Genomic DNA, 23,542 nt, shown 5'->3' on the forward strand with positions numbered 1-23,542 from the left:
CGAAAGATCTCTCTGTATAGTGGTATAAAGTACTCTCTCTTTTGGAAAAACAATCCGGTGCTGAGGGGAAAATTAGTAATCATCTCAGGAGAGATGTTGTAGAAGAGTCAGATGCATCTGAAATCCTGCCCGAAAGGGTATATGATCGAGACCCACCGTGCGGTTTCTCCGGAGTCGACGCTTGAGAGAGTGGAGCCGCTCCTTCCAAAGGCCGGTATTACACGCGTTGCTGATATCACAGGTCTTGACCGTCTTGGTATTCCGGTCTTCTCCTGTATCCGCCCGACGGCAGCGGGTGGTGCCATATCTGTCTATAATGGGAAAGGGGCAACCCCGGTTGCCGCGCGGGTATCAGCTATCATGGAAGGGATTGAACGGTGTTCTGCTGAAATGGAAGCACCACCGGTCACTATTGCGCGGTATTCGGATCTCGTCTCCAGACAGCCGGCGGTCAATCCGGTGGATCTGATCCTTCCCACGGGCGCTGATCCGGATGCCCCTCTTCCCTGGGTTTCAGGATATGATATTCTCAGGGAAGAAAAGGTTCTCCTCCCGGCACATGCCGTCCACCATCCGGTTGCAAAAACCTGCAGCCCTCTCTTCAGAACAAATACGAACGGGATCGCCTCAGGGAACACCCTTGAGGAGGCGATCTTCCATGGCCTGATGGAGGTGATCGAGCGGGATGCCTGGTCGATCGTTGAAGCGACACGGTATACCGGAGAGCGGATCATCGATATATCTGATCCGATGAGCATGGAGATCATCGATCGCTTCTCTCATGCCGGAATTGATCTCACGATCCGCGATATCACAAGCGACATCGGAATACCTACCTGTGCGGCTGTGGCAGATGATACTGTTCTCCTGGATCCCTCCCTCCTTGTGACGGGGATGGGGACGCATACAACACCAGAGATCGCAGTCCTCCGTGCCCTCACCGAGGTTGCGCAGAGCCGTCTTACTCAGATCCATGGAGCGCGGGAAGATACGGTCGTTGCTGATATGCGTCGGCAGATAGGCTATGAACGGACGAAGAGGCTCAACGGCTACTGGTTCCGTGAGAACGGGGATATCAGGTTTTCATCCCTTCCAACCTATACGAGTGATGATCTCCTTACCGATATTCGTCATGTCTGTTCAAAACTGAATTCTGCCGGATATGATCGTGTGATCGTCTCTGATCTGACCCGGCCTGATATGGGTGTCCCGGTGGTCCGGGTTGTCGTGCCAGGTCTTGAGGTCTATGCGATGGATCAGGAACGAATAGGAGAGAGGTGTAAGCATGCCAGGCGCAGTCGTCTTCCTCGGTCCAAGCCTGCCGCATGAGGAAGCACGGGCGATCTGCCCGGGAGCAACGTTTCTCCCCCCTGTCCGGCGGGGTGATCTCCTTGCCGTTATCGAGTCTGATGCATCTGTCGTCTGTATCATCGACGGGTACTTCTTCCAGGATGCAGCGGTCGGTCACCGTGAGATCCTCTCTCTCCTGAAAGCCGGAAAGAGGGTGATCGGCGCATCAAGTATGGGGGCGCTCAGGGCCGCAGAACTTGATACCCTTGGGATGGAGGGGGTAGGCCTGATCTACTCGCTGTACCGGGATGGAAAGCTCATATCGGATGATGAGGTGGCACTTGTCTTTGATCCCGAGTCCTGGTGCCCCCTCTCTGATCCCCTCGTCAATATCAGGTGTACCCTCCGCCTGGCAGAAAAGGAGGGGATTATTACACAGGATGAGCGGCAGTTGCTTCTCCGCACCGCCATCGATCTCTTCTATCCTGAGCGGACATATGACCGGATAGCCGGTATGTTATCTTCAGACAGGAGAGGCGCTTTTGTTGCGTTTACTGAAAGATCAGCAGTTGATCAGAAACGGGGTGACGCGATCGAAGCATTGGAGCGGGTTGCGGCAGTGATCGGATAGCATTAAGTCGGCGTTCCCACAATGATCTTCCCAGGCTTATGATTACCGTACAGGAGTATCTCAGAGAACATGGGTGCGATGAGGATCTTGGCCGTCTCATCTCTCTCATTGCAGACCAGGCAGATCCGATCCGGGGCGCTTTCATCGCAAACCAGAGCTATGCAACGACCCTCAACTCATCGGGTGAGGTTCAGGCGGAACTGGATGCATGGGCAGATGACCATCTGATCAGGGTAATGAAGGGATCAGGGCTCGTCTCCAGGATTGCTTCAGAGGAGCAGGATGAGGTTGTTGAATGCCCCGGGAGCTGTTCAGACTATACGGTCGTGATGGATCCTCTCGATGGCTCGTCACTGATTGCTGTCAATCTCGCGGTCGGATCAATCTTTGGTATTTATAAAGGACCCATCCTTCAGAAGGGGCGGAATCTCGCCGCCGCCCTCTACCTTCTTTACGGACCGATGACGACCCTCACCCTATCCATCGGATCTGGCGTTGCTACTTTTGCACTCGCAGATGATGGCCGCTTCCTCCTGATGGAGGATGGAATCCGTATGCCGGAAGGGAGTATTTATGGGAGCGGCGGTACCCGGCCTGAGTGGACCGGGAAGCATACCGCGTTCATCACCTCAATTGAGGATGGCGGGGGGAAGGTCCGGTACTCGGGATCCTTTGTTGCCGACTTTCACCAGATCCTGAAGTACGGGGGTCTCTATGCTTATCCGGCGTCCAGAGGGAGACCCGAGGGAAAACTCAGACTCGTCTTTGAGGCGCAACCGATCGGTTTCCTCGCCATGCAGGCAGGGGGGAGGATCAGCGATGGCTTCACTGATATCCTCGATATTCTTCCTACCGATGTTCATCAGAAGATCCCGATTTATGTCGGGAGCAGGGGTCTCATCGAGCGGCTCGAGTCGATGGAGGAGTAGCTGGTAATGGCTGACCCTCTCTCCTGTACCCTCATCTCCGCCCGCCTGGGCGGGTTTGCGGGTGTACACCGTGCACATCCCGGGATGCTTGAGATTGCAACACGGCTCCTCAGGAAGGAGGAAGGGGGGGTGATCATCGACTCATTCGTCTTCAGGTGTGGTGATGCGGTTGCATTTCTTCTGATACACCGGGATTCAATGGATCATCTTCAGGATCTGGTTGCCAATGTCATCACCTCGTGCAGGGAGTATCTTGACAGAAAAGGGATCTCATCTGGGATCTCTGATCCCCTGTTCGCCTCTGCCAGACTGACATTTTCTGAGCGGGATCGGGAGACCATCCTCGTCTTTCTCTCTGATCTCCCGTCCATCGACCTCTATAACCTCCATCTCTTTCGGATCTTTGGAGACCCCTTCGGAACAACCAGGCTGGTGACCGAGGATGCGCTCCGTGAAGGGTTCGTCTTCCACCTCTCCGGGGATGGTGTCGCCAGTCTGCCGGAGGATACCTATCGCCTCTTATCGTTGATACGTAAACCCCGGGATGCCAGGGTTCTCAGGATCAGCCGGAGGGACGGGGAGCCTGCGGCATCTGTTACCACTCCTCAGGAAGCCGGATCAGCCGGGCTGATCGTCCGGTCGGGGGGGATCTTCCCCGATCCCGGTGAGATCATCGAGCCCTTTTCGGTACCCTGCATGGTCCGATCTCCCGGAAGAACGATGATGCCTCTTCTCCCGGTCTCTCTCTGTGATGCCCAGGGGTCGCGTTCAGGTGGCCCTCCACGGATCGTCTCCCTCGGCTTCTCGATTGCGGATGGCCGGCTGGTCGGTCCTGCTGATTTCTTTGATGATCCGGCCCTTGATCAGGTACGGCGGCTCGGTGCTGATATAACCGGATACGCCCGATCACATGGGCCCTTTGATCCATTTCTCTGAGATCTCATGAAAAGCTTAATCTGTGTAGGATCCCATATTATCCATAATGGTCTCAAGTATCGTGTTGCCGATAAAAAAAGTCAATTCTCTGGTTGAATCCCGGATTATCGTTGAAATTAAGGATGATGGCCGGAAATTTCAGGGAAGGCTTATTGCAGTCGATGAATACCTGAACCTCCATATGGAGGATGCGACAGAGATCGCAGAGGAATCCAGGGAGAGAAACCTCGGCTGTGTCGTGATCCGCGGGAACAACATACTGAGTATCGCACCAGTTCTCTGAGCTTATGACTGACGAACTGTTCGACGAAGCACTCCGGGTGATCCAGTCGAAGAGTGACGGAGTACTCCAGAGTGAACTCTGGAAGCTCCTTGATGTCGATTCGAGGAAGTGTTCCCGGATTGTCAAGCGGCTCGTTGACCTGGGGATGGTCGAACGGCACGAGTTTCGAAAAAACGGAATTAAGACATATCTTCTCAAATCCACAAAGAAACGGGTGATTGATCCCCTGCTTTTAATGGCAGGCGATCATCTCGTCCCCTGTGTCGGATGCGAACGTGAGTGCACTGTTGAGAGCTGTGAACTCCTCCTCGACTGGATGTACGAGCTCGCTGTTTCTGATTTCGAGGAGTGATCACCTCTTTTTTTGGATCAATTGATCCCGGATAAATATCCGGATTGATAATAGTATGGGGTGAATCAACCCGTCCCTGAGGAGGGGGTCTGCCAGATCCATGCGGTGATGCTCCTTGTTGCCATCACCGTCATACTCGCCCTTCTCCTCCTCCTGATGCTCCATATCCCGCTCTGGCCATCCTTTTCAAAGGGGCCGCCGGAGATATTTGCGATCACCGAGCTGAAGCATCATTGTGAGACCGGAACACTGAATTATGACAGCAGGGTGACGATTATGCATGCCGGCACTGCCGTCTACCGGAGTGATGATCTCAGGGCAGAGATCTTCGTCAATGATCAGCCGACCCATTCAAATATCATGACGATGAATTCGCATCTGTTCATAGCATCGTACCATATCGGTGTGCAACGCCTCTGGGGCATCGGTTCGACGGGGCACTACTGGTATCCGGGAGCGCCTATCTATCTTGATCTGACGGATGGCACCTTCAGGCCTGGTGATCTCGTCAGGCTCGATGTCTATCATAAGGAGGATGGGGGCATCATATCCCGGTCTGAGATGATCGCATGACTGATCGTGCGATGAGCCGTGCAACCCTGACCGGCTCCGGCACTTTTCCGTCAAGAGTGATCTGGTTTATGATCTGTTCAGCGGTAATCCGGGAGATGCCGGCTCGCCTGAGATAGACCGTATGGCCGGTATGGAGGTGGACGGGATCCCGTTCCCGGAGTGTTTTATATGCGGCAAATCTCTCTGCATCGCCGGGGAAATGGTGCCGGAGTGCATCACATAACCCGTCCGACTCCTCATAGGTTATGATGATAACAGGCCGGTCTGTTGTCTGGCTGATGATCTCGGGATTGATGATATTATACCAGGCGATCGCGGCCCCTGAGATGAGGATAAGGTTGATATCTGATCGGTTCAACGCCTCATAGAGCCGTATGATGGCATCTGTTGCATCCATCCCTCCAACAGTGATGGTTTCCAGTGCGGCACCATCGATCCGGAGATCCCGCCGCATCACGATCCCTGCCAGGATGGATCGTTTGCTTCCCCTGAAGCTCTCTGCAATGCCGAGAATCCGGGTGCCGGATTTTTCAGGATGCATGAAAGCCATTATCAGAGTGGACTTATTAATTATTGTACAATGGCCATCGAGAGAGAGGATGTCTGCATCCTTATCCCCACACTCAATGAAGTTCTCACCATCACCCCCCTGATCCAGGACTTCAGGGAGATGGGTTTTGACCATATTTTTGTCATCGATGGGAACAGCACGGATGGAACTGTCCAGGCGGCTGAGGCTGCCGGAGCCCGCGTTGTGCGTCAGTCCGGGAAGGGGAAGGGAACTGCCATCATCGAGGCCTTCTCATTGATTGAAGAGCCCTATATCCTGATGCTGGATGGCGATGGAACATATGCGCCATCTGATGCAGATCGAATGCTCGCCCCGCTTGACGAGGGGGCCGATCATGTCATCGGTGATCGCCTCACCGCCTGTGATGAGGGGGCTTTGACCCGGCTGAATCACTTTGGGAACCACGTCATTAATGTCCTCTTCAAATGGGCACATGGCGCGTATCTTCAGGATATCCTCTCCGGCTACCGGGCCTTTACACAGGAGTCCCTGGAGAGGCTCAATCTGAAGGAGACCGGATTTGAGATCGAGACTGAGATCGCCGTCGAGGTCGTCAGGAATGATCTGAAGGTCGTCGTTATTCCGGTGAGCTACTGCGAACGGCCCGGCACGCCGACGAAGCTCCATCCGTTTCGTGATGGCTATAAGATCATCAGGACGATCTATCGCCTTGCCAAGGTGGCAAACCCCCTCTTCTACTTCGGCCTGATCGGTATGCTCCTTACGGTAGCAGGCGGACTCCTCGGCGTTTATGTCGTCTATGAGTGGTTCCAGAATATCGAACGGATCCCGATGACGATCCTGACGGTCCTCCTTATCATGGCCGGGCTGATGATCACGATGTTTGGACTCCTCGGCGATCTCTTCCTGGCGTTTCACCGTGAGACGACACAGGAGCTGAAAAAAGTGCGGGAAGAGCTTGAAAAGCTCAAGAGAAAGATGGAGTGAGCCTGCCCGCATAGAAGAGGACACGGGTGGCATGCTCTGTTAAGGATGTGTAGAGATATGCTTCATCCAGTGTTTTTCCTGCGGCAAAGGTTCCATGGCCTTTAGCGAGAACGATATTCGTTTTTTTCAGGGCGGAAGCGACATTCTCTGCAAGCTCTTCTGTTCCCGGTTTTCCTGCAATGACCGGGATCTCCGGAGCAAGCATCATCCCTTCACTATCCTGTGGGATGATCCAATCCAGCAGGAGGGATGCGGCGACAGCACAGGATGGATGGGCATGCACGATGGCCCTATGCGGGGTATCCCTGTAGATCGCCTGATGGACCCGGTACTCGCTTGAGGCGTCTTTTGGAACCTCTTCTCCATCCTGGACGAAGATGAGATCACCTGGTTCATCCAGATACGATCCGCTCCTGGTAATCAGGTATCCTTTTTCTGTTCTCACACTCATATTTCCAAAATTGCCACCGACCAGACCCTCCACAAAGAGTCGCCGGCCTATCCGTTCAAAGCTGGTATGTTGCATGGTGTACACTTCTTTGCTGTACAATGTTCTTTTGCATATTCGACGATCTGACCATGACAGGATCTGAGACGATTGTTGTCATGGTCCAGGAGTTTCAGAAAGAGTCTTCTGAGATCTCTATCCGGGAGGGTGATCCCGGCACACCGGCATATCTTCCTGGTATAGGCATCGATGACGAATGTTTCCCGGAAGAGACCATAACAGAGGATACTGTCTGCGGTCTCTTCACCGACACCATTTATTGTAAGGAGTGCCTGCCTGAGTTCATCCGTTGGCATCTCTTTGATCGTCTCGCCCAGGTCGTGTATGATGAATCTGGCGAGCCTCCGGAGCCGGGCTGTCTTGATGCGGTAGAAGCCGGTGCACCGGATACAGGCTTCGATCTGCTCCGGGTCTGCAGTACAGATCGCCTGGAGGTTCAGAAGGTTGGCATCTGCCAGGTTTCTACATGCAGATCTGACATTCTCCCATCGTGTCTGCTGGGTGAGGATTGCGCCGATGACGACCTCATCGAATCCGGCGTTCCACCAGTCGATATATCCGTATCTTTCATCAAAAAAAGAAATGAGATTGTGTAATCTGTCTCTCTCACTCATCAGATTAGCGGTTTCAAGAGCTCCATGAGACGGCCCGCATCTGTTACTCCCTCGAGTTTATGCATAACAGCCCCATCTTTTTCAATGATCAGTGTGGGAACGACCTGAATCTGATACTTCCCTGCGAGATCCATGTGGTGATCGACATCGAGCTTTTTAATCTCAACAGCATCTCCGAGTTGTTTCCCTACTTCTTCAATATACGGAGTCTGCATCTTGCACGGTCCACACCAGGTGGCATAAAAGTCAATAAGAACTGGTCTGCTCATGGAAATACCTACTCGTACAGTCGATGATAGGGGTAATAAAGATTACCATTTCCAATTATTTCATCGAGGTAAATTATATATAAATAAGAATGCGTATCATTCATTTCGAGGTATATCATGGGAACAAAAGGAAGAATGATTGTCGGTATGAATGTTGATGAGCTTATTATGCTCCTCAACCGTGCCCTCGCTGATGAATGGCTCGCGTACTACCAGTACTGGATCGGATCAAAGGTGATAACAGGGCCGACGAAGGATGCAGTCATCTCTGAGCTGACACTCCATGCGACCGAGGAGCTTGGTCACGCCGATCTCATCGCAACCCGGATCGTGCAGCTTGGGGGGACGCCGGTCCTTGAGCCGAAGGCATGGTATGAGAAGACCAACTGCGGATATGAAGCGCCCACAAACCCATTTGTCAAGGAGGTGCTTAAGCAGAACATCAAAGGAGAGCAGTGCGCGATCGAGACCTATAATAATCTCCTCTCGATTACGAAGGATTCTGATCCGATCACCTATACGATGGTGTTAGGTATTCTGGCAGATGAGATTGAGCATGAGGAGGATCTCCAGAGTCTGCTTGAGGATCTGGATGCCATTATCCGGGATTGAATGGTGATCTTCTTTTTTATTTTTTTTGAGTTTGAAGCCTTTTCCCCGGATCTGACCTGAAAAGATGGAGAGGAAATCAGATCAGGTTTGTGAACTTTGATCGGCTGATGGGTAGCGGAGATTCAGATCAGATGGCGAATCTCATCTTCCGGTAGTCCGGTGATCTCTGCGATCTCACCGATGGACATCCCAAACGCCTTCATCCTCCGGAGAATTGTCCGCCGCTCCTCCACCTTACCCTCTAATTTCCCTTCAGCCTTCCCTTCAGCCTTCCCTTCAGCCTTCCCCTCCGCCTTTCCTTCAGCTTTCCCTTCAGCTTTCCCTTCAGCTATTGCCTCTGCCTTCAGCTCAGCGGTCCATCGTTTTACCTTTTCTGCTAACATAGTCTCCCCACAAAACGGATTTGGTAGTGGTTTATATTCATCTGTCTTTAAGGTATTCTCAAAGAATAGCGAGAAATCGCCTCGCAGAGGATCGAGTTTTGGGTCCTTTTTCATCCATGCGTTCAGCCTCTGGCCAAGAAGGAAGAGATCATCATTTCCGGATGACTGCTCAAGGCCAAAGAGGCTTGCAGCAAGATTTCTCGTTTCGACGAGATGATGCAGTGAGAGCCGCAGTTCGTCTACCACAAGATACGGAACCGACGGCCGGAACCTGAGGATGGGATCCGGCATCAGGATGTTTGCACCGATGTCATCCGGCACGTTCCAGGGACTCTCCCCATTATAGAGGACGATCGGAAGGATCCCCGGCAATGGTCTTCGTGCTGAGTGCCTCCCTGTTCGTATCAGATCCTGCCAGAGGAGCGCCATGTAGGACATGATCCTGATCGGCATCGTCGGATCGGGCGTGGATTGGAACTCTATTAAGAGGTAGATGATCAGCGTCCGGTCATCGTACCGAACACTCCAGATACAATCGTCTTCACGATCCCTGAGATCATCAGTCACATAGCTGCCATTACACCGCTTCAGTGTCGCAAAGTCACAGGACGAGGCAAATTCAGGATGAAGAAATCCGGAAATGAGGTCTGCCATCATCTCTTTGTGGCTGAAGAGGCGTTTATACGAATGATCTGAATCTGTGATTGTTCCCAACTCCCTTGTTCTCTTCTGGAAGGTCATCAATGCCCGGGAAGACTCCCTTTGTATCCCTTGGTGGCAGGAAGGGGCCGAGACACTGATTATTGAGTAATCTGTCGGATCCCCTCATAATGGTCGGGAGCGGGGGGTGAAAGTGAAGATGGCTTTTCAGCCGATCTCTCTTCACCTTCGCAAAAGGAGAACTGTAATGAAATCACCAGCGAGCATCGCAAGGGAGGGGACTGCAGGCAGGTACCTCACCTGGATGCGATCGCCATACCGTTTGGGATCAGCACCATCGTCCCGATAGGACGTACAGCAGCTTGATGGATGCAGCACGGGCGATTGTTCGATGCAGCGTCTGGAAGATTGAGGGGATTGGACTCTGATGGGTGGTGGTATCCTTTGAGAAGAGCATACTGCTATCAATGAAAACCGGATGGCACGTTTCAGATATTGGTACTGGTATTGATATGGAAAGTTATCAGACCTGTATTCCTGCGCGGGTGAGTGCATCCTTGATGGAGGTGAGTTCCTTTCTGATCTCCCTGAATTCGTCATCAAGGTATGAACGGGTGTCTTTCCGGAGGTATGTGATCTCATCCCGGGTATCTCTTCCGATCTCGAGCATCTGATCCTGTTTGTTGAGCATCTGACCCTGTTTATCCAACATCTGATCCTGTTTATCCAGAGTCTGATACTGCAGGTCTCGGGTTGACTTTGAGACTTCGAGAGTCTCATGCATGATGGTGCCGGCATAATCAATCCGTTCAAATAGCTCATCCTGGATATCCCCCCGGATAATAGTGAACTTTGGAAACTCGCCGGTTGCCTCCTGCCAGGTGACGGTACAGGAGGTGACTTCAATTGGGTACCTGACGATATTGATACCTTGAATCAGCTTCTGGAGGAGATCTTCTCTTCCTTCGGCAATGATCTCAACCTCCCCGGTATCAAGATTCCGTACATGCCCGGTAATCCCTGTCCCGAATATCTCTTTCCGGACATGCTCCCGGAACCCGACCTTTTGAACATAGCCATCAACGATGACATGGATACGCTTCATTATACCTTCTTATGGAGATGGGAGATGAAATAGTTTCTTCAGCGCGGGATGAGGGATGCCTGATATGGGCATATACAGCGATTCAGTGTCATCCGGGCCTGAGGCTGCCAGGATAAGAAACATCTCGAGTAGCGGGCATACATGATCCACACAACCGGTTAATCCGAAGACGGCTCATGACCATTATCACCTCTCCTTGAGAGCCTCTCCTTCGTAGAATCCCGGTTCTCCCGGATCTCTATTTGAAGCATATCGAGGATCCCTGTCTGCCCCAGTCGTCCGGCAAACTGCCGTATGTCACCTCTCTTGCGCCTTATCAGATATGACCCCTCCTCTGTCTCTGCTCTATGGTGGGAGCTCTGTCATCGCTTTCATCTGTTATCTCTTTCATACCGATCTCTGTTGTCGCATCAATAGTCCTTATACGCAGTTTTTCCTGGTCGGATGCCAACAATAATGATCTGATAGTCGGGACATAGTTCAAAAATGATACGCCATGTTCCAACTCTTAGCCGGTATGTGTTCTGTACCCCTTTCAGTTTTCGTATATTGAGATCAGGAATGAATCCTTCCTTTCATTGCTGAAGTCGGGTATGAATGTGCGTATGATCGGGTTCCTTGATTCATTCAAGATCCCGTATTGCCTGCTTATCCAGAAATACTCTATATTTCATGGAGTATCAGAGTTCCTTTACTCTTACGATCCTGATACTCCTCAATGAGGCGGATCTCATCATCCTCTGGCTCCACTTCTCCAATGAGCCGGGTATCGATGATACTTTCGATCTTTTGAAGGATGAAAAGCAGATCGCTCATCTCGCTTTTAACTTCAGACATAATCATATATCAACGTCAATAAAATTTAATCATCTCCTATTTTTATATATCCGGGTTTTGCCTTCCACGAGTGTTTTCCATATCTTTTCCACTATGGGGTCACCACGGTCCATCACATATTTCGGGTGCCGGCAACCCTCATATCATAGGCTGACATACCTGATCAACCAACATACGCCCGGCAGCGCTGATATTCTATCGGTGAAGGTATTCGCCCTGCTCGGTGACCGACAGGTCGTCCCCCCGCGGCGTCTGAGTGGGTTAAGGTTCAATGAAGACCTTTATGTGGAAAAAATCACCATTATTGTCAGGCTATGGGAGATGGCTGAGTGTTACTGTGATGAAATCAGATATCCAGTTCATCAAAGAAGAGCTTTCAGAGATAAAACAGATGCTCCATGAGTTGCTTCTGCGCTATGAAGCGGTAGGAATGATGAAGCTATCGAACCACTCCCTACACCAGTTTCTCCAGGATGAGCCGGATATATACACTCTTGATGATGCAAAGGTTGTATACCGGTGCAAGAAACAATACCAGTGAAGGAATTGTCTGGATCTTTTCGGGTGAGCGCATATCAGAGGATACGTTCTGCTGACATGGTGCAACCACAAAGTGTTTTTTCATCCAGACAAAAGCTTATTACTCTACAGAAAGGAGAGATCAACTATCATGACCAGTTTTGGTGTTATCATTGAAAAGGATGACAATGGCTATTATGCCCATATACCCGCAGTCCAGGGATGCTATGCGCAGGGTGACACCTATGAGGAGGCACGTGGGCGTCTCAATGAGGTATTTCACCTGATTCTTGAAGATGATTGCATCAGGTCAGCAGAACCCATACAAGATTTCACAACATGAGTGATTCGGGATCATACCTGTATTCCTGCACGAATAGAGCTGCCTTGATAGAGACTTTCTTCCCTATGATGTCCTTTTTTAAGATGAGATTTGATCGGGTCTCTTTTCACACGCAACAGTGGATGAGAAACAGTGTTTGATGGGGAGGGAGAGGAAGAGGTAGAGATATCAGTAACAAGATGTGGGCGCGATAGCGCCCTAATCCCAATGGCGGGTGCGAACAGCACCCGCTTGGTGACCGACAGGTCGCCCACCCCGAGGACGAAGCGGGGGTGGCGGTGCCCCCCGCGGAGTCAGAGTGGGTCGTATCAAATCCAGGTATCCAATCGAAGACTACTCCCCAACAGAGTTTTTATCTCCCAGTTGAATACAGATACTATGAGGACTTCCCTATGACAAATAACTCCAGGATACCCATCCCCTATAAGGAGATTGCAACCTTCTGCAGAAAGTATCATATCCGAAGCCTGGCCCTTTTTGGATCGGTCCTCAGGGAAGATTTTTCAAGGGGAAGCGATATCGATATCCTCATCGAGTTTGAGAAAGGGAAAACACCCGGATTCTTCACAATTTTCTCAATGGAAGAAGAACTGTCTGAACTCTTTGGAGGAAGGAAGATCGATATCAGAACACCGGAAGATTTGAGTAGATATTTCCGAGATGATGTCATAAGTTCGTGTGAAGTCTGTTATGCAACATAATGATACAGTGTACATTCGCCATGCAATTGATGCGGCTGAAAAAGCGATTGAAATCTCCCAACAGATTTGTAAAAAAGACCTCCATGGAGATGATGTCTATTCGCTTGCACTTATCAGACTTCTTGAGATAATTGGTGAGGCAGCTAATCTCGTTTCAAAAACATATAAATTAGATCATCCCGAGATCCCATGGAGTCAGATGATTGGTATGAGAAACAGACTTATTCACGGATATTTTGACATCAATATTGATATTGTCTGGGACACTGTAAAAAAAGATCTCCCGCTTCTGGTCGGATTACTCAAAAAGACATTATGATTTTATAAAAGTGGTATAACTCTATCTAACAAATCAATTAAGAGATAATTGCCAGCAGATTAAGATTTAACAGAGGCAACAGCATTGAAAAAACTATCAGAGAGCGATCAAAAGAAGAACACCCACACAATCGACCGCCTCGTCGGCATTGCCCGGCAGTGGTATGACCAGATCGCAGATGGCGAGATCCCCTCGATCAGTCTGCCGACCCGGACGAAGCAGAACATCACCTATGATGATGCGACCGAGGTCTGGAAGTACGGGGAGAAGGAGAGCACCCGTGCCGCATCGACCGCCCGGAGTGCGACACACCTGTTGAAGATGGCCTATACCATCGGTTTTCTTAAAGAACAGCTCCTCCAGAACCGGTCATCGACGCTGAGGGAGATGTACTATATCTCTGAGTCCTGGAAGAAGGCGAAGTTTGCTGCACAGGATGAGAGTAACTATCTCGTCGAGGATCTCGAGATCGTCACGCATGTTGAACGGGAGGCATTCCATCTTCGGCCTGAGGAGGACGGGGCGTCGATCTTTGGCCCTCTCAGACTCCGGGAGACGACCCGCCGTGGGGTTCGCGAGATCCACTGCCGGGATGATGTGGGGGAGGCCGGGTATTCCATCCCAAATAATGTCGGAAACGTTGATCTGATCGACCATGACGCGAAGTTCGTCATTGCGATGGAGACCGGCGGTATGTATGCCCGTCTCCAGGAGAACGGCTTTGATGAAGAGTTCGGTGCGATCCTCGTCCATCTCAAAGGCCAGCCGGCCCGGTCGACCCGGCGAATGTTGAAGAAGCTAAACGAGGATCTGAAGCTCCCGATTCTCATCTTCACCGACGGCGACCCCTGGAGTTACCGGATCTATGCCTCGGTCGCCTACGGCTCGATCAAGAGTGCCCATATGTCCGAGCTCTTGGCCACCCCGGCGGCGCAGTTTGTGGGCGTCCAGCCCTCGGACATCCGGGATTACGATCTCCCTGCTGATACGCTGAGCGAGCAGGATGTGGCGGCGCTGAAGGCGGAGCTGACCGACCCCCGGTTTGCCACCGACTACTGGCGGGAACAGATCAATCTCCAGCTCTCGATGGGGCTGAAGTCGGAGCAGCAGGCGTTTGCGGCGAGGGGGCTGGACTTTGTGACGGGGGAGTATCTGCCGAAGAGGTTGAGGGAGATGGGGGTTGTGTGAAGGGATGAAGCAACATCTAAATCAGGACAATATGCCTCGAATTCTTGAAATTGGTTTTTGTTGCTCGGGTATGCCAGAAAATTTTGCAGATGCTTTCGATACAGAGCATGTACGCTTTTCTACGCACCCATTTGGATATTCAGCAATAAAAGAGATCGACTTAACAAGCAAATATAATATTACTCAGCCATTGAAAAAATATGTAATTTCAATTTCAGATATGGAAAGTAGACTCAAAAATTTTTATAAATTCATAAAAATTATAAAAGACTATGATATACTACATTTCCATTTCAATTCAAATTTCCCATTATATTTTGATTTTATTATTTATAAAATGATGAAAAAGAAAATAATTCTTCACTATCGTGGAGATGATATCAGAAATAAATCCTACAAGAATTTTTTTTCATTTTTTGCGGATAAGATATTTGTTTCAACTGTCGATCTTCTAAAATATGCACCTAAGAGAGCGATTTGGATTCCAAATATAATCGATTTAGAAAAATACCAATTTATTGGTACGATCAAACGCAATAACACAGTGAAGATTGTCCATGCACCATCAAACTGGGTAACAAAAGGAACTGATATTATTCTTGAAAGTGTCGCCCTTCTCAAAGGAAAAGGATACAATATCGATTTCATATTAGTTGAAAACAAGACTCAAGATGAGGCAATCTCATTCTATAAGTCTGCTGACATCGTAATTGATCAGATTAATCCGAAAATTGGAGTTTATGGAAATGTCTCCATAGAGAATATGGCACTTGGAAAACCTGTGATCTGTACTATCAATACCGAGTATGATATTTTTTTTCCGGATCTACCAATTGTGCGTGCCACTGCTGAAAATTTAACAGAAAAAATGGAGTTGTTGATAATTAATCCGGATCTACGATTCGAACTTGGAAGAAGTGGAAGAGATTATGTTGAGAGATATCATAATATTAGAAAATTAAAGATTAATTTTAAACTATAATTGTCACCAAAAAATTTTAAATAGTGTTTAAGAAACCATTTTGTAGTCTCACTTCTTACCCCAATCTACTATTTCGTTGATAAAGGCATCCAGCTCCTGGCCGGTGGTGTCCATTGTTGGTTCAGCACGACCTTTTGCAAGGGTATGTATAATCCATTGTTTGATCAAATCAGAATCTTGAGGGATGACTTCAGCGATGCCTAGGGAGCGTTCGTGTACGTAGTAATTTTCGAAACCATCTCCATCCTTTATTCGTGGGTTTAAAATTCCACTACGGATTCCTCCCCATGCTGCTTCAATGACTATCATACTATTATAGGTAATATGCAAGTCCACGTTCCGAAGCACAAGTGGCAATGGCAGAAAACTATCATTCATCCATTTATTGGTGATTTCAGCACCGAAGGTTGAGGTTAGGTATGACGTAACCAGTTCCAATTCATATTTAACTCGCAATTGGACAGGATGTAATCTGAGAACCCAATTATATTGATCGTATGTATCAAGAATAACCCTTTCAAGGGATTCAATCATAACTCCATTTGAAACATCTTCATAAAAATCCATTAATCCCCATTGTAATGACACAAGAATGGAGGGTCTGGCTTCATCCCAAGATTCAGAGGCAGGAATTACATCCTGCACCAGTCTATCATCCTGATTCGCTTTCATAAAACGTAAAAACCAAGGATTCCCGATTTTTATAACTCGAATTCCCTTCTCAACAACCCACTTGGATAATGTGGCAACACTTTGATCATCCCAGCAGAGAAAACCAGTTGGGAGAATTTCGATAGGGGTGTCTATCCGATATTTCGCTCCATACCATGGATGATCATCTGAAATAACTCCGTGCTGGAGATCATATACAGGAATACCCAATCCATTTCCTGCTTGACATAAAAATTTATCTGGTAACGTACCGATCACAATCTTGGGATTTGCTTTTTCCAAAATTGTACGCCATAAGGCGACACGTTGGTGTTTTTCCCAACAAATAGAATATTCCTTACCTTTAATAAATTGTATTACTTGTTTAAAAATTGCCAAATAGATATAATATTGATTGAATGAAAATGGGTGGTTATATCCTCGCTCCCCTGTTAAAACAGATGGTGGTCTAGTAACCGTTTTTACGGTTAAAGAACGATTTAAAAATATATCTCCTAAAGAATCCGTTAAGTGTGCATAAGCCTTTTCATTATATGTATATCCACAATTATTATCATGACGAATCAAAAGAATATCGCATGAAGTTAAACTCTTCCATGTATCTTTAATCAAAATTCCGTGTATTATATCTCTGAGATACTCATCTCTTATTTTAATATTCAACATGTTTTCAATTTTTAAAAAAATAATATTTATAAATCATTCAACCATCCTCCACTCAACCGACTCACCTTTCCTCACATCCCTATTAACCTTCTTCCCCAATAAAACCTCATAATACTTCGGCGCAAGCCCCAGCCCCGGCCGCACGCACCGCAGTTTTCCTGTGTAAAGATATCCCCGGCCTTCATATCTTCAGCGACATACAGCGACCGGCGGAACATCAGGGATTTCTTCTCCGCCTCCGTCGGCCCATACACCACCCCGCCAAGCGACTGCCAGGCACGCTCCGTCTCCTCCCCAAGCATTTTCAGCTCAGCGGGCTCCATCGAAAAGGCGCTGTCCACCCCGCCGTCGGCGCGGGAGAGGGTGAAATGCTTCTCGATCACCGTTGCGCCATGGGCGACTGCCGCCACTGCGGCGCCAATGCTGAGGGTGTGATCGGAGAGCCCGACCTCGCAGCTGAAGAGCTCGCGCATGTGAGGGATGATGAGGATGTTGCTGTTCTCCGGGGTTGCGGGGTAGGTACTTGTGCATTTGAGGAGGGTTATGTCCTAGCATCCGGCATCGCGGGCGGTGTGGATCATGCCTCAATACCAATCTAATTGAGTAGATTAATGATCTCCTCTCTCGTCAACAACTGCGCATCCTTCGAAGAATACGAATCCATAGTTACGAGATGAAACCCATCAGGCACATGTTCATGAGGAACATAGTCCGTTGAAAACGGTTGCAGTTTGGGGACCACGACAATCATATCATCATTTTCATATACACAACTAGTTTCATCAGTTATCAGGAGTTCTTCATCGATCTTCTCACCAACCCTCATACCAATGATCTCAATGGCAATCTCTTCCGGCTTAAAGCCATACTGTGGAGCAAGGAGATCCCGCATAACCTCTGCAAGATCCATAATTCGGGCTGCAGGCATCTTCAGGATGAATATTTCATTACCCGTAGACAGCATCCCTGCTTTGAGGATAAGTCCTGTGGCAGAGGGGATATCCATAAAGAATCGTCTCATCTCCGGATGAGTGACGGTTATCGGTCCTCCTTTTTGAATCTGCTGTGTAAAGAGCGGTATGACAGATCCTCGTGAATTGAGGACATTCCCAAAACGCACACAGGAGAAAGCCGATCGCTTATGCCCACGGTACATATTTGCAGATATGGTTAGCCGCTCGGCGAGAAGTTTTGTCGCCCCCATCACATTTGAAGGGTTTACTGCTTTATCAGTGCTGATGGTGATGACTTTTTTAACACCCTGATCATACGCAGCGTCAAGCACATTCTGGGTTCCGATGACATTGGTCTTCACCGTATCATATGGATTGAACTCACAGAGAGGAACATGCTTGAGAGCTGCTGCATGGAAGACGATATCAACACCTTCCATTGCTACAGTAAGCCGCTCTTTATCGCGTATATCCCCAACAAGCAGGCGAATTCGATCTGATTGAAGAGCCTGTTCAAGATCGAAAAGGCCGGTCTCGTTATTATCGAGAACCCGGACACTCTTGGGCTCGTACTTGAGGAGTTCCCAAACCAGATAACTACCAATCGACCCAACACCACCTGTTACAAGGACCGTCTTTCCCTTATAAAAATCTGCTACATCCATCTATTCCACCGCATAGTATTCTGCTATTGTATCAACCACCCGGATTATTTCTTCTTCCGGCATCCCCGGGTAGATCGGCAGGCTCAGAATATCTCCAGCCACCATCTCAGTAACAGGAAGTGAGACTTCATATCCGGGCAGAGAACGGTAAAGGTGTGTCAGATGCACTGGATCGAAATAGATCTTGCTCATAATCCCCTGTTCTGCCAGATATTTCATGAGGACGTCCCTCTGTGGTACACGTACTGAAAATAACTGATTCACATGCATATAACCACCCGGAGGACTCATGACCGAGATCTCAGGCACTTTTTCCTGAAGCAGTGTTGTATACAATCCTGCAATAGCCTTTCGCATGGCAATGATCCCCTCCACTTTCCGAAGCTGTGCCCGGCCCAGGGCAGCAGCAATATTGGAGAGCCTGAAATTATATCCAAGCGTAATATAATCCATACTCACACATGAAGAGAAATAATCTGCGGTTTCCAGCCTGCCGTGTGAGCGGATCAGTTTTGACCTCTCATAGAGATCACGATCATCTGTGACAAGAGCCCCTCCCTCCCCAGTCGTAATCACTTTATTCTGGCAGAAACTGAGCATGGATGAGTCGCCATATGATCCAACCATTTCACCTTCGATAGAGGCACCTAACGCCTCTGCAGCATCTTCGATTAAGATGAGATTATGATCATCAGCAATCTCCCGAAGCTCCCGAATCATGCAGGGGCACCCTCCATAATGAACGGGCATGATGACACGGGTTCGTGGAGTGATCTGTGCAAGAACACTATCCGGGTCAAGGCCGAGTGTCGTCTTCTCAACATCAGCAAAGACCGGGCGGGCACCGACAAAGAGTGGGGCATTTGCCGTAGCAATAAAGGTGAATGACGGAACGATCACTTCATCCCCTTCGCCAATCCCATGCGCCAGCAGGGCTGTGTGCAATGCTGATGTGCCGGAGTTGAAGGTGAGGCAATATGAGGTCTCGATGTATTCTGCCAGCTCGTTTTCAAATGATGTGACTTCAGAGCCAACGGCCCAGTTCATGCCTGAGCGGAGAGCGGCGGAGACTGATTCGATATCGTCTTCATCGTAGTACATTTTGAAGAGAGGTATGTTCCAGGTCATTTTGAAAAATCACTCCATATTATCTTTTATTATTGAGATTTGGACACGATATCTATTCCCATTATCTTCAAAATATGCCGCTTCGTGAATGTTGTTTGTTGTAAGAGCTCGTAACACATTTATCAGGGCTTTTGGTTTAATTGGTTCATTCACATCAATTTTTTGTATACTATGAATGTCAGATTTGGTATGGGTTGTACCTCTCAATTTTTTTTGCGAAATTCTAGGTATATTTTTTGTTTTAATCATCTGCCACGCTTCTTTAAAAACTTCAATTTCGAGTGATAATACTCTTTGATACAAAGAATGAGCTGTATCATCGATATTTATTTCCAGCTCCTTTTGATGAATTATATCTCCGGTATCGAGAGAAGACTCCATAAAATGTAATGTTGCTCCATAAGGAGTATTATCGAGTATTGCCCATGTGGGTGTATGCCAACCACGGTTATATGGCAAATATGCGGGATGAAGATTCAAAACACCAATATTGACAGAATTTAAGATAGATTCAGGTATAATATAGGGAAAGTGTATACATATTACATAATCTAAGTTTAGTTCAGCAATTCTATTGACCATATCCATATCATTTAGCTGTAATCTGTTGAATATTAAATCATCAGGAGTATTTTTTACTAATTTTAATAATTCTTCAGAGTGTGGATTATTATTATCATCGGGTAAGATTAGGGTCAATGGAGTAATTCCATCATCAATAATGAATTTTAATAATTCTATGGCAATATCCCGATTACCTGCATAACCAATCCTGACTGACATGTTTTTCCCAAATTCTCTTTGTATTCACCATTTACTTTTCAAGGAGCTCATTGTTGATCGTAATAGAATGTAGTAACTGGACGATTCTTTCACCACAATGTCCATCACCATAAGGATTTAACTGTTTTTTTATTGCAATTAGTAACTTTTCATCTCCTAAAATTGATTGAATTTTAGTTTTTATCTGATTTCTATCATAAATGGCGTCAGTTACATTGATCCCTCTTTGTCGTCCTTGTTGTCTGGTACCAATATTTATTACCGGGAGGCCAAATGAGGCGGCCTCGATTATTCCACTACTAGAATTACCAACAAGAATTTTTATCTCCTTTAAAAGGCTGAGATAGTCTCTATGGCAAATGCTTTGAAATATTTGGATAAATGAGTATTGTGAATACTCCTGTATGACATTAATCATTGCCCGTCCACCCGCGTCAGCATTTGGATAAATGACAATAGTATGGCATTCTAATGATACTACAGCCTCCAATGTCTCACGAATCTGGATTCCGGCCTCCTCAACCTCTAGTGTTACAGGGTGTTGGATAACCATAACGACGGGTTTAGAAAAATCAAGGTGATATTTCTCTGCAAGTTCATCTTTAGACAGCAATCGCTCCTCAAGAATCTGATCCAGTCCTGGGGCACCAACAACATAAATTCGTGAAGGATTTTCCCCCATATTAAGAATACGCTGTTTACTCTCTTCTGTTGCAGGAAAATGTATTGATGCAAGTTTTGTGATTGCATGTCTGGCAGTGTCATCCACCGTAGAAGAGATCTCTCCCCCATGAATATGTGCGACAGGAATACTCAGATAAACACCAACAATCGCTCCAGCAAGCATCTCCCCCCGATCACCTAGAAGGAGAATAACGTCCGGTTTTATAGCAGAAACAATGGACGTAAGTTTTTCAATGAACCTTCCAATAAATATGGCCATCGCAGCTTGTGTATCATCCTCATACCGGACATCGACAGTATGGTAAGAATACCCATCATTCTGTATCTCGTCGATTGTGTGACCAAATTCATCCATCAGGTGCATTCCTGTAACCACTATGTCAAGAGATAGATCCGGATGTTCATGTATTCTCCTGAGTACTGATCGCATCAGGCCATAATCAGCTCGTGTTCCGGTGATATAGAGAATTTTCCTGGTCATTGCATCATATCCCAGGAAATAACCTGATCTTTGTAAATAGTTTCCCTTGTTTTTTTTCCTATCAATAGATCCATATATTTCGGCTCTATTCCGGTTCCAGGTCGTTTTATTGCCAGATCTTCTGATTGGATCAATGCTCCACCAGGGATGTCGATTTTCGCCACAATACTACGGCGGGCAACCTTCTTTATTGCTTTCTCCTCCTCACATGGACATTTCACACCATCCCCAAACGCCCGCTCCGAATTCCGAATCGCCTGAACCATTGCCTTCAATTCATCCGGCTCAAGAGATGCCCTATGATCTGGCCCCGGAAGTGATCGGTCAAGCGTGAAATGTTTTTCAATCACCTGCGCCCCCATGGTAACGGCTGCAATCGGAATGGTGATTCCTTCCGTGTGATCTGAATAACCTACAGGCACCTTGAATGCACAACTCATTGTCTCCATTGCCCGCAGGTTCACTGAATGGAAGGGGGCGGGATAGCTGGTTGTGCAATGGAGGAGAACAATCTCCTGCGCCCCATGCTGGCGAAGATAGGAGACTGCCTCCTCCACCTCACCGAGAGTTGCCATTCCTGTGGAAAGGATGATAGGCTTTCCTTTATCTGCAATCTTCTTCAGGAGGAGGACATTTGTGATCTCGCCTGATGGTATTTTAAATGCTGGAACTCCGAGCTGATCGAGGAAGTCAACACTCTCTTCGTCAAAAGGGGTGGAGAGGAAGATGATGCCCTTACTTCCGGCATAGTCATTTAGCTCCTGGAACTCCTGATAAGTGAGTTCGAGCTGTTTGATCATCTGATATTGGGATTCTTCAGAGCCTGTTGTTTCCTTCTGGTATGACGCTTTCTCAGCGGCGGAGGTAACAACAGCATCTGCCCTGAATGTCTGGAACTTGACAGCGTCTGCCCCGGCATCCACCGCGGCATCGATGAGCTGTTTTGCCAGTTTAATGTCGCCGTTGTGGTTAACGCCGGCTTCGGCGATGATGAAGCAAGGGTGTTCTTTACTTATGGTTTTGTCAGCGATGTGGATTGGGTACATCATTCTATCCAGCATTTTAATTCTGCACTCGACATTGTTTTGTTCTTCTGATTTATTCTTCTAACTTGAATATAAATCATATAAAGAACATCAATTCATTCAGATGTATGATCTATACACTCTTTCCTTAATATCCAAGATCTTTTGGAGATTATTACTATAATATTCATCAATGCTTTTTTTCACATCTTCTTTTATATCCAGTTGAATGCAGTTTTTATTTATATCTACAATGCCCGGGTGCATATCAAGATAATCAATGACGTCTGCAAGGTTTAACACATTGGTAAAGGGTACATTTGTATGAATAGCTCTCATCACCTCATAATCTTCCAGGTAGTCAAGGGTAAACCGTAATTCCGGACGGCACAGTTTTCCCTTTGCACTAATTGTTTTTATGGAAAAAACCTCCGGACGCCTGATCAGATATCCCCAAATTTCTGTATCCACTACCTGCTTAATCTCACAGATTGTTTCCAGTGCCTGAATCTTCATCCCATATGTTGCACTCCCAAGCGGGAGTCCGTCAACCTGTACGAAATCATAATGGCCTTTTTCAACCTCATCAATAATCAGGTTGGAATAATATATTGAGATCAAAGGATTATCGGCTGTTATTCCAAGAAAATAATCAATCCCAAAAAAACGGCCTGCATCATAAAGACGCTTGAGGACATCAACTTCATCTCCGCAGAAATAGTAGATATCATTTTTTTTTGCGATATCCACCAGAATTTTATCCTGTGGATGAGTTGAGGTACAGAGCACAATTTCCGAAATTCCCTGAATCTCTTTGATTCTATCGATGAGACGTTCGATCACAGTCTTACCATTCAGATCCATAATCACTTTGAGTGGAAGTCGGGATGACTTAAGCCGGGCAGTTATTAAAAAGCCAATTTTCATTCAAA

At 47.7% G+C, this 23,542-nt stretch carries 31 protein-coding genes; 15 read left to right on the top strand and 16 right to left on the bottom strand.

Annotated features, from left to right (window positions below; genetic code table 11):
* The first annotated feature begins 111 nt into the window (after window positions 1-111).
* From RJ53_RS00855 to RJ53_RS00885, 7 genes are read left to right on the top strand one after another with little or no spacing between them, the layout of a single operon-like run.
* Complete coding sequence (locus tag RJ53_RS00855) at window positions 112-1,329, top strand: YcaO-related McrA-glycine thioamidation protein (RefSeq protein ID WP_211529712.1); 1,218 nt, start codon at window positions 112-114, stop codon at window positions 1,327-1,329.
* Entirely contained in the window at window positions 1,286-1,921 is a 636-nt protein-coding gene (locus RJ53_RS00860) for a TfuA-related McrA-glycine thioamidation protein (protein ID WP_211529713.1), read from the top strand. Before RJ53_RS00855 ends, RJ53_RS00860 begins: the two co-directional genes overlap by 44 nt.
* A gap of 38 nt (window positions 1,922-1,959) precedes the next feature.
* On the top strand, window positions 1,960-2,850 hold the full coding sequence (locus tag RJ53_RS00865) for a class 1 fructose-bisphosphatase (protein WP_211529714.1): 891 nt from the start codon (window positions 1,960-1,962) through the stop codon (window positions 2,848-2,850).
* A 6-nt stretch (window positions 2,851-2,856) separates the two neighbouring features.
* Window positions 2,857-3,786 (top strand): fructose 1,6-bisphosphatase, encoded by a 930-nt coding sequence (locus RJ53_RS00870; RefSeq protein WP_211529715.1) that lies wholly within the window; start codon window positions 2,857-2,859, stop codon window positions 3,784-3,786.
* 46 nt (window positions 3,787-3,832) lie between these two features.
* On the top strand, window positions 3,833-4,069 hold the full coding sequence (locus RJ53_RS00875) for an LSM domain-containing protein (protein ID WP_211529716.1): 237 nt from the start codon (window positions 3,833-3,835) through the stop codon (window positions 4,067-4,069).
* A gap of 4 nt (window positions 4,070-4,073) precedes the next feature.
* Window positions 4,074-4,421 carry a helix-turn-helix transcriptional regulator gene (locus RJ53_RS00880; RefSeq protein ID WP_211529717.1) on the top strand — a complete coding sequence of 116 codons (348 nt, stop codon included), beginning with the start codon at window positions 4,074-4,076 and terminating at the stop codon, window positions 4,419-4,421.
* Window positions 4,422-4,481: 60 nt separating this feature from the next.
* Window positions 4,482-4,994: a type IV pilin gene (locus RJ53_RS00885; protein ID WP_211529718.1), complete on the top strand. Its 513-nt coding sequence runs from the start codon at window positions 4,482-4,484 to the stop codon at window positions 4,992-4,994.
* Here the strand turns inward: RJ53_RS00885 and RJ53_RS00890 are convergent.
* Window positions 4,966-5,535: an endonuclease dU gene (locus RJ53_RS00890; RefSeq protein WP_211529719.1), complete on the bottom strand. Its 570-nt coding sequence runs from the start codon at window positions 5,533-5,535 to the stop codon at window positions 4,966-4,968. The two genes, RJ53_RS00885 and RJ53_RS00890, sit on opposite strands and share 29 nt — an antisense overlap.
* 39 nt (window positions 5,536-5,574) lie before the next feature.
* On the opposite strand from RJ53_RS00890, the gene aglJ reads away from it, so the two are divergent.
* Complete coding sequence (gene aglJ / locus RJ53_RS00895; RefSeq protein ID WP_211529720.1) at window positions 5,575-6,513, top strand: S-layer glycoprotein N-glycosyltransferase AglJ; 939 nt, start codon at window positions 5,575-5,577, stop codon at window positions 6,511-6,513.
* Here aglJ and RJ53_RS00900 read toward each other — a convergent pair.
* Genes RJ53_RS00900 through trxA form a run of 3 tightly spaced genes read right to left on the bottom strand, consistent with a single transcriptional unit; the run spans window position 6,494 to window position 7,904 of the window.
* Window positions 6,494-7,039, bottom strand: a complete 546-nt coding sequence (locus tag RJ53_RS00900) for an aldolase (protein ID WP_211529721.1) — start codon at window positions 7,037-7,039, stop codon at window positions 6,494-6,496. The genes aglJ and RJ53_RS00900 overlap by 20 nt on opposite strands.
* Window positions 7,012-7,635 carry an endonuclease III domain-containing protein gene (locus tag RJ53_RS00905; RefSeq protein ID WP_211529722.1) on the bottom strand — a complete coding sequence of 208 codons (624 nt, stop codon included), beginning with the start codon at window positions 7,633-7,635 and terminating at the stop codon, window positions 7,012-7,014. The genes RJ53_RS00900 and RJ53_RS00905 overlap by 28 nt, the downstream gene beginning before the upstream one ends.
* Window positions 7,635-7,904: a thioredoxin gene (gene trxA / locus RJ53_RS00910; RefSeq protein ID WP_211529723.1), complete on the bottom strand. Its 270-nt coding sequence runs from the start codon at window positions 7,902-7,904 to the stop codon at window positions 7,635-7,637. Before trxA ends, RJ53_RS00905 begins: the two co-directional genes overlap by 1 nt.
* Window positions 7,905-8,021: 117 nt before the next feature.
* Between trxA and RJ53_RS00915 the strand changes: the two genes are divergently transcribed.
* Complete coding sequence (locus RJ53_RS00915) at window positions 8,022-8,516, top strand: ferritin-like domain-containing protein (RefSeq protein ID WP_211529724.1); 495 nt, start codon at window positions 8,022-8,024, stop codon at window positions 8,514-8,516.
* Window positions 8,517-8,638: 122 nt separating this feature from the next.
* On the opposite strand, the gene RJ53_RS00920 is transcribed toward RJ53_RS00915, so the two are convergent.
* From RJ53_RS00920 to RJ53_RS00930, 3 genes are all read right to left on the bottom strand, one after another.
* On the bottom strand, window positions 8,639-9,613 hold the full coding sequence (locus RJ53_RS00920; RefSeq protein WP_246495911.1) for an Rpn family recombination-promoting nuclease/putative transposase: 975 nt from the start codon (window positions 9,611-9,613) through the stop codon (window positions 8,639-8,641).
* Between the two features lie 469 nt (window positions 9,614-10,082).
* A complete protein-coding gene (locus RJ53_RS00925; protein ID WP_211529725.1) occupies window positions 10,083-10,664 on the bottom strand; it encodes an acylphosphatase in 582 nt (193 codons plus the stop codon).
* 663 nt (window positions 10,665-11,327) lie between these two features.
* Window positions 11,328-11,501: a hypothetical protein gene (locus RJ53_RS00930; RefSeq protein WP_211529726.1), complete on the bottom strand. Its 174-nt coding sequence runs from the start codon at window positions 11,499-11,501 to the stop codon at window positions 11,328-11,330.
* A gap of 340 nt (window positions 11,502-11,841) precedes the next feature.
* On the opposite strand from RJ53_RS00930, the gene RJ53_RS00935 reads away from it, so the two are divergent.
* The 6 genes from RJ53_RS00935 (at window position 11,842) to RJ53_RS00960 (ending at window position 15,553) form a co-directional block, all read left to right on the top strand.
* Window positions 11,842-12,042: a hypothetical protein gene (locus RJ53_RS00935; protein WP_211529727.1), complete on the top strand. Its 201-nt coding sequence runs from the start codon at window positions 11,842-11,844 to the stop codon at window positions 12,040-12,042.
* A gap of 129 nt (window positions 12,043-12,171) precedes the next feature.
* Complete coding sequence (locus RJ53_RS00940) at window positions 12,172-12,363, top strand: type II toxin-antitoxin system HicB family antitoxin (protein ID WP_211529728.1); 192 nt, start codon at window positions 12,172-12,174, stop codon at window positions 12,361-12,363.
* Window positions 12,364-12,641: 278 nt separating this feature from the next.
* Window positions 12,642-13,064, top strand: coding sequence for a nucleotidyltransferase family protein (locus RJ53_RS00945; protein ID WP_343221797.1), 423 nt, complete (start codon window positions 12,642-12,644; stop codon window positions 13,062-13,064).
* Window positions 13,054-13,383, top strand: coding sequence for a HepT-like ribonuclease domain-containing protein (locus tag RJ53_RS00950; protein ID WP_211529729.1), 330 nt, complete (start codon window positions 13,054-13,056; stop codon window positions 13,381-13,383). The genes RJ53_RS00945 and RJ53_RS00950 overlap by 11 nt, the downstream gene beginning before the upstream one ends.
* An 84-nt stretch (window positions 13,384-13,467) precedes the next feature.
* The gene (locus tag RJ53_RS00955; RefSeq protein WP_211529730.1) at window positions 13,468-14,571 is read left to right on the top strand and encodes a DNA topoisomerase IV subunit A; all 1,104 of its coding nucleotides are present in this window, start codon (window positions 13,468-13,470) and stop codon (window positions 14,569-14,571) included.
* 4 nt (window positions 14,572-14,575) lie between these two features.
* On the top strand, window positions 14,576-15,553 hold the full coding sequence (locus RJ53_RS00960; protein WP_211529731.1) for a glycosyltransferase family 4 protein: 978 nt from the start codon (window positions 14,576-14,578) through the stop codon (window positions 15,551-15,553).
* A gap of 48 nt (window positions 15,554-15,601) precedes the next feature.
* On the opposite strand, the gene RJ53_RS00965 is transcribed toward RJ53_RS00960, so the two are convergent.
* The 9 genes from RJ53_RS00965 to RJ53_RS01005 form a co-directional block, all read right to left on the bottom strand.
* Window positions 15,602-16,891, bottom strand: coding sequence for a hypothetical protein (locus tag RJ53_RS00965; RefSeq protein ID WP_211529732.1), 1,290 nt, complete (start codon window positions 16,889-16,891; stop codon window positions 15,602-15,604).
* Between the two features lie 33 nt (window positions 16,892-16,924).
* Window positions 16,925-16,990, bottom strand: a complete 66-nt coding sequence (locus RJ53_RS11885) for a hypothetical protein (protein WP_394357500.1) — start codon at window positions 16,988-16,990, stop codon at window positions 16,925-16,927.
* On the bottom strand, window positions 16,963-17,436 hold the full coding sequence (locus RJ53_RS11565) for an N-acetylneuraminate synthase family protein (RefSeq protein ID WP_343221801.1): 474 nt from the start codon (window positions 17,434-17,436) through the stop codon (window positions 16,963-16,965). The genes RJ53_RS11885 and RJ53_RS11565 overlap by 28 nt, the downstream gene beginning before the upstream one ends.
* 50 nt (window positions 17,437-17,486) lie before the next feature.
* Window positions 17,487-18,509, bottom strand: coding sequence for a UDP-N-acetylglucosamine 4,6-dehydratase family protein (locus tag RJ53_RS00980; RefSeq protein WP_211529735.1), 1,023 nt, complete (start codon window positions 18,507-18,509; stop codon window positions 17,487-17,489).
* Entirely contained in the window at window positions 18,510-19,637 is a 1,128-nt protein-coding gene (locus RJ53_RS00985) for a DegT/DnrJ/EryC1/StrS family aminotransferase (protein ID WP_211529736.1), read from the bottom strand.
* Window positions 19,638-19,646: 9 nt separating this feature from the next.
* Window positions 19,647-20,420: a formyltransferase family protein gene (locus tag RJ53_RS00990; RefSeq protein WP_211529737.1), complete on the bottom strand. Its 774-nt coding sequence runs from the start codon at window positions 20,418-20,420 to the stop codon at window positions 19,647-19,649.
* A gap of 31 nt (window positions 20,421-20,451) precedes the next feature.
* Window positions 20,452-21,585 (bottom strand): UDP-N-acetylglucosamine 2-epimerase, encoded by a 1,134-nt coding sequence (gene neuC / locus RJ53_RS00995; protein WP_211529738.1) that lies wholly within the window; start codon window positions 21,583-21,585, stop codon window positions 20,452-20,454.
* Window positions 21,582-22,634, bottom strand: coding sequence for an N-acetylneuraminate synthase (gene neuB, locus RJ53_RS01000; protein WP_281412409.1), 1,053 nt, complete (start codon window positions 22,632-22,634; stop codon window positions 21,582-21,584). Before neuB ends, neuC begins: the two co-directional genes overlap by 4 nt.
* Before the next feature lie 96 nt (window positions 22,635-22,730).
* Complete coding sequence (locus RJ53_RS01005) at window positions 22,731-23,537, bottom strand: cytidylyltransferase domain-containing protein (RefSeq protein ID WP_211529739.1); 807 nt, start codon at window positions 23,535-23,537, stop codon at window positions 22,731-22,733.
* Window positions 23,538-23,542: the final 5 nt, after the last annotated feature.

Origin of the sequence: Methanocalculus chunghsingensis, from assembly GCF_018132105.1 — an archaeon.
GTDB classification, from domain to species: Archaea; Halobacteriota; Methanomicrobia; order Methanomicrobiales; family Methanocorpusculaceae; genus Methanocalculus; species Methanocalculus chunghsingensis.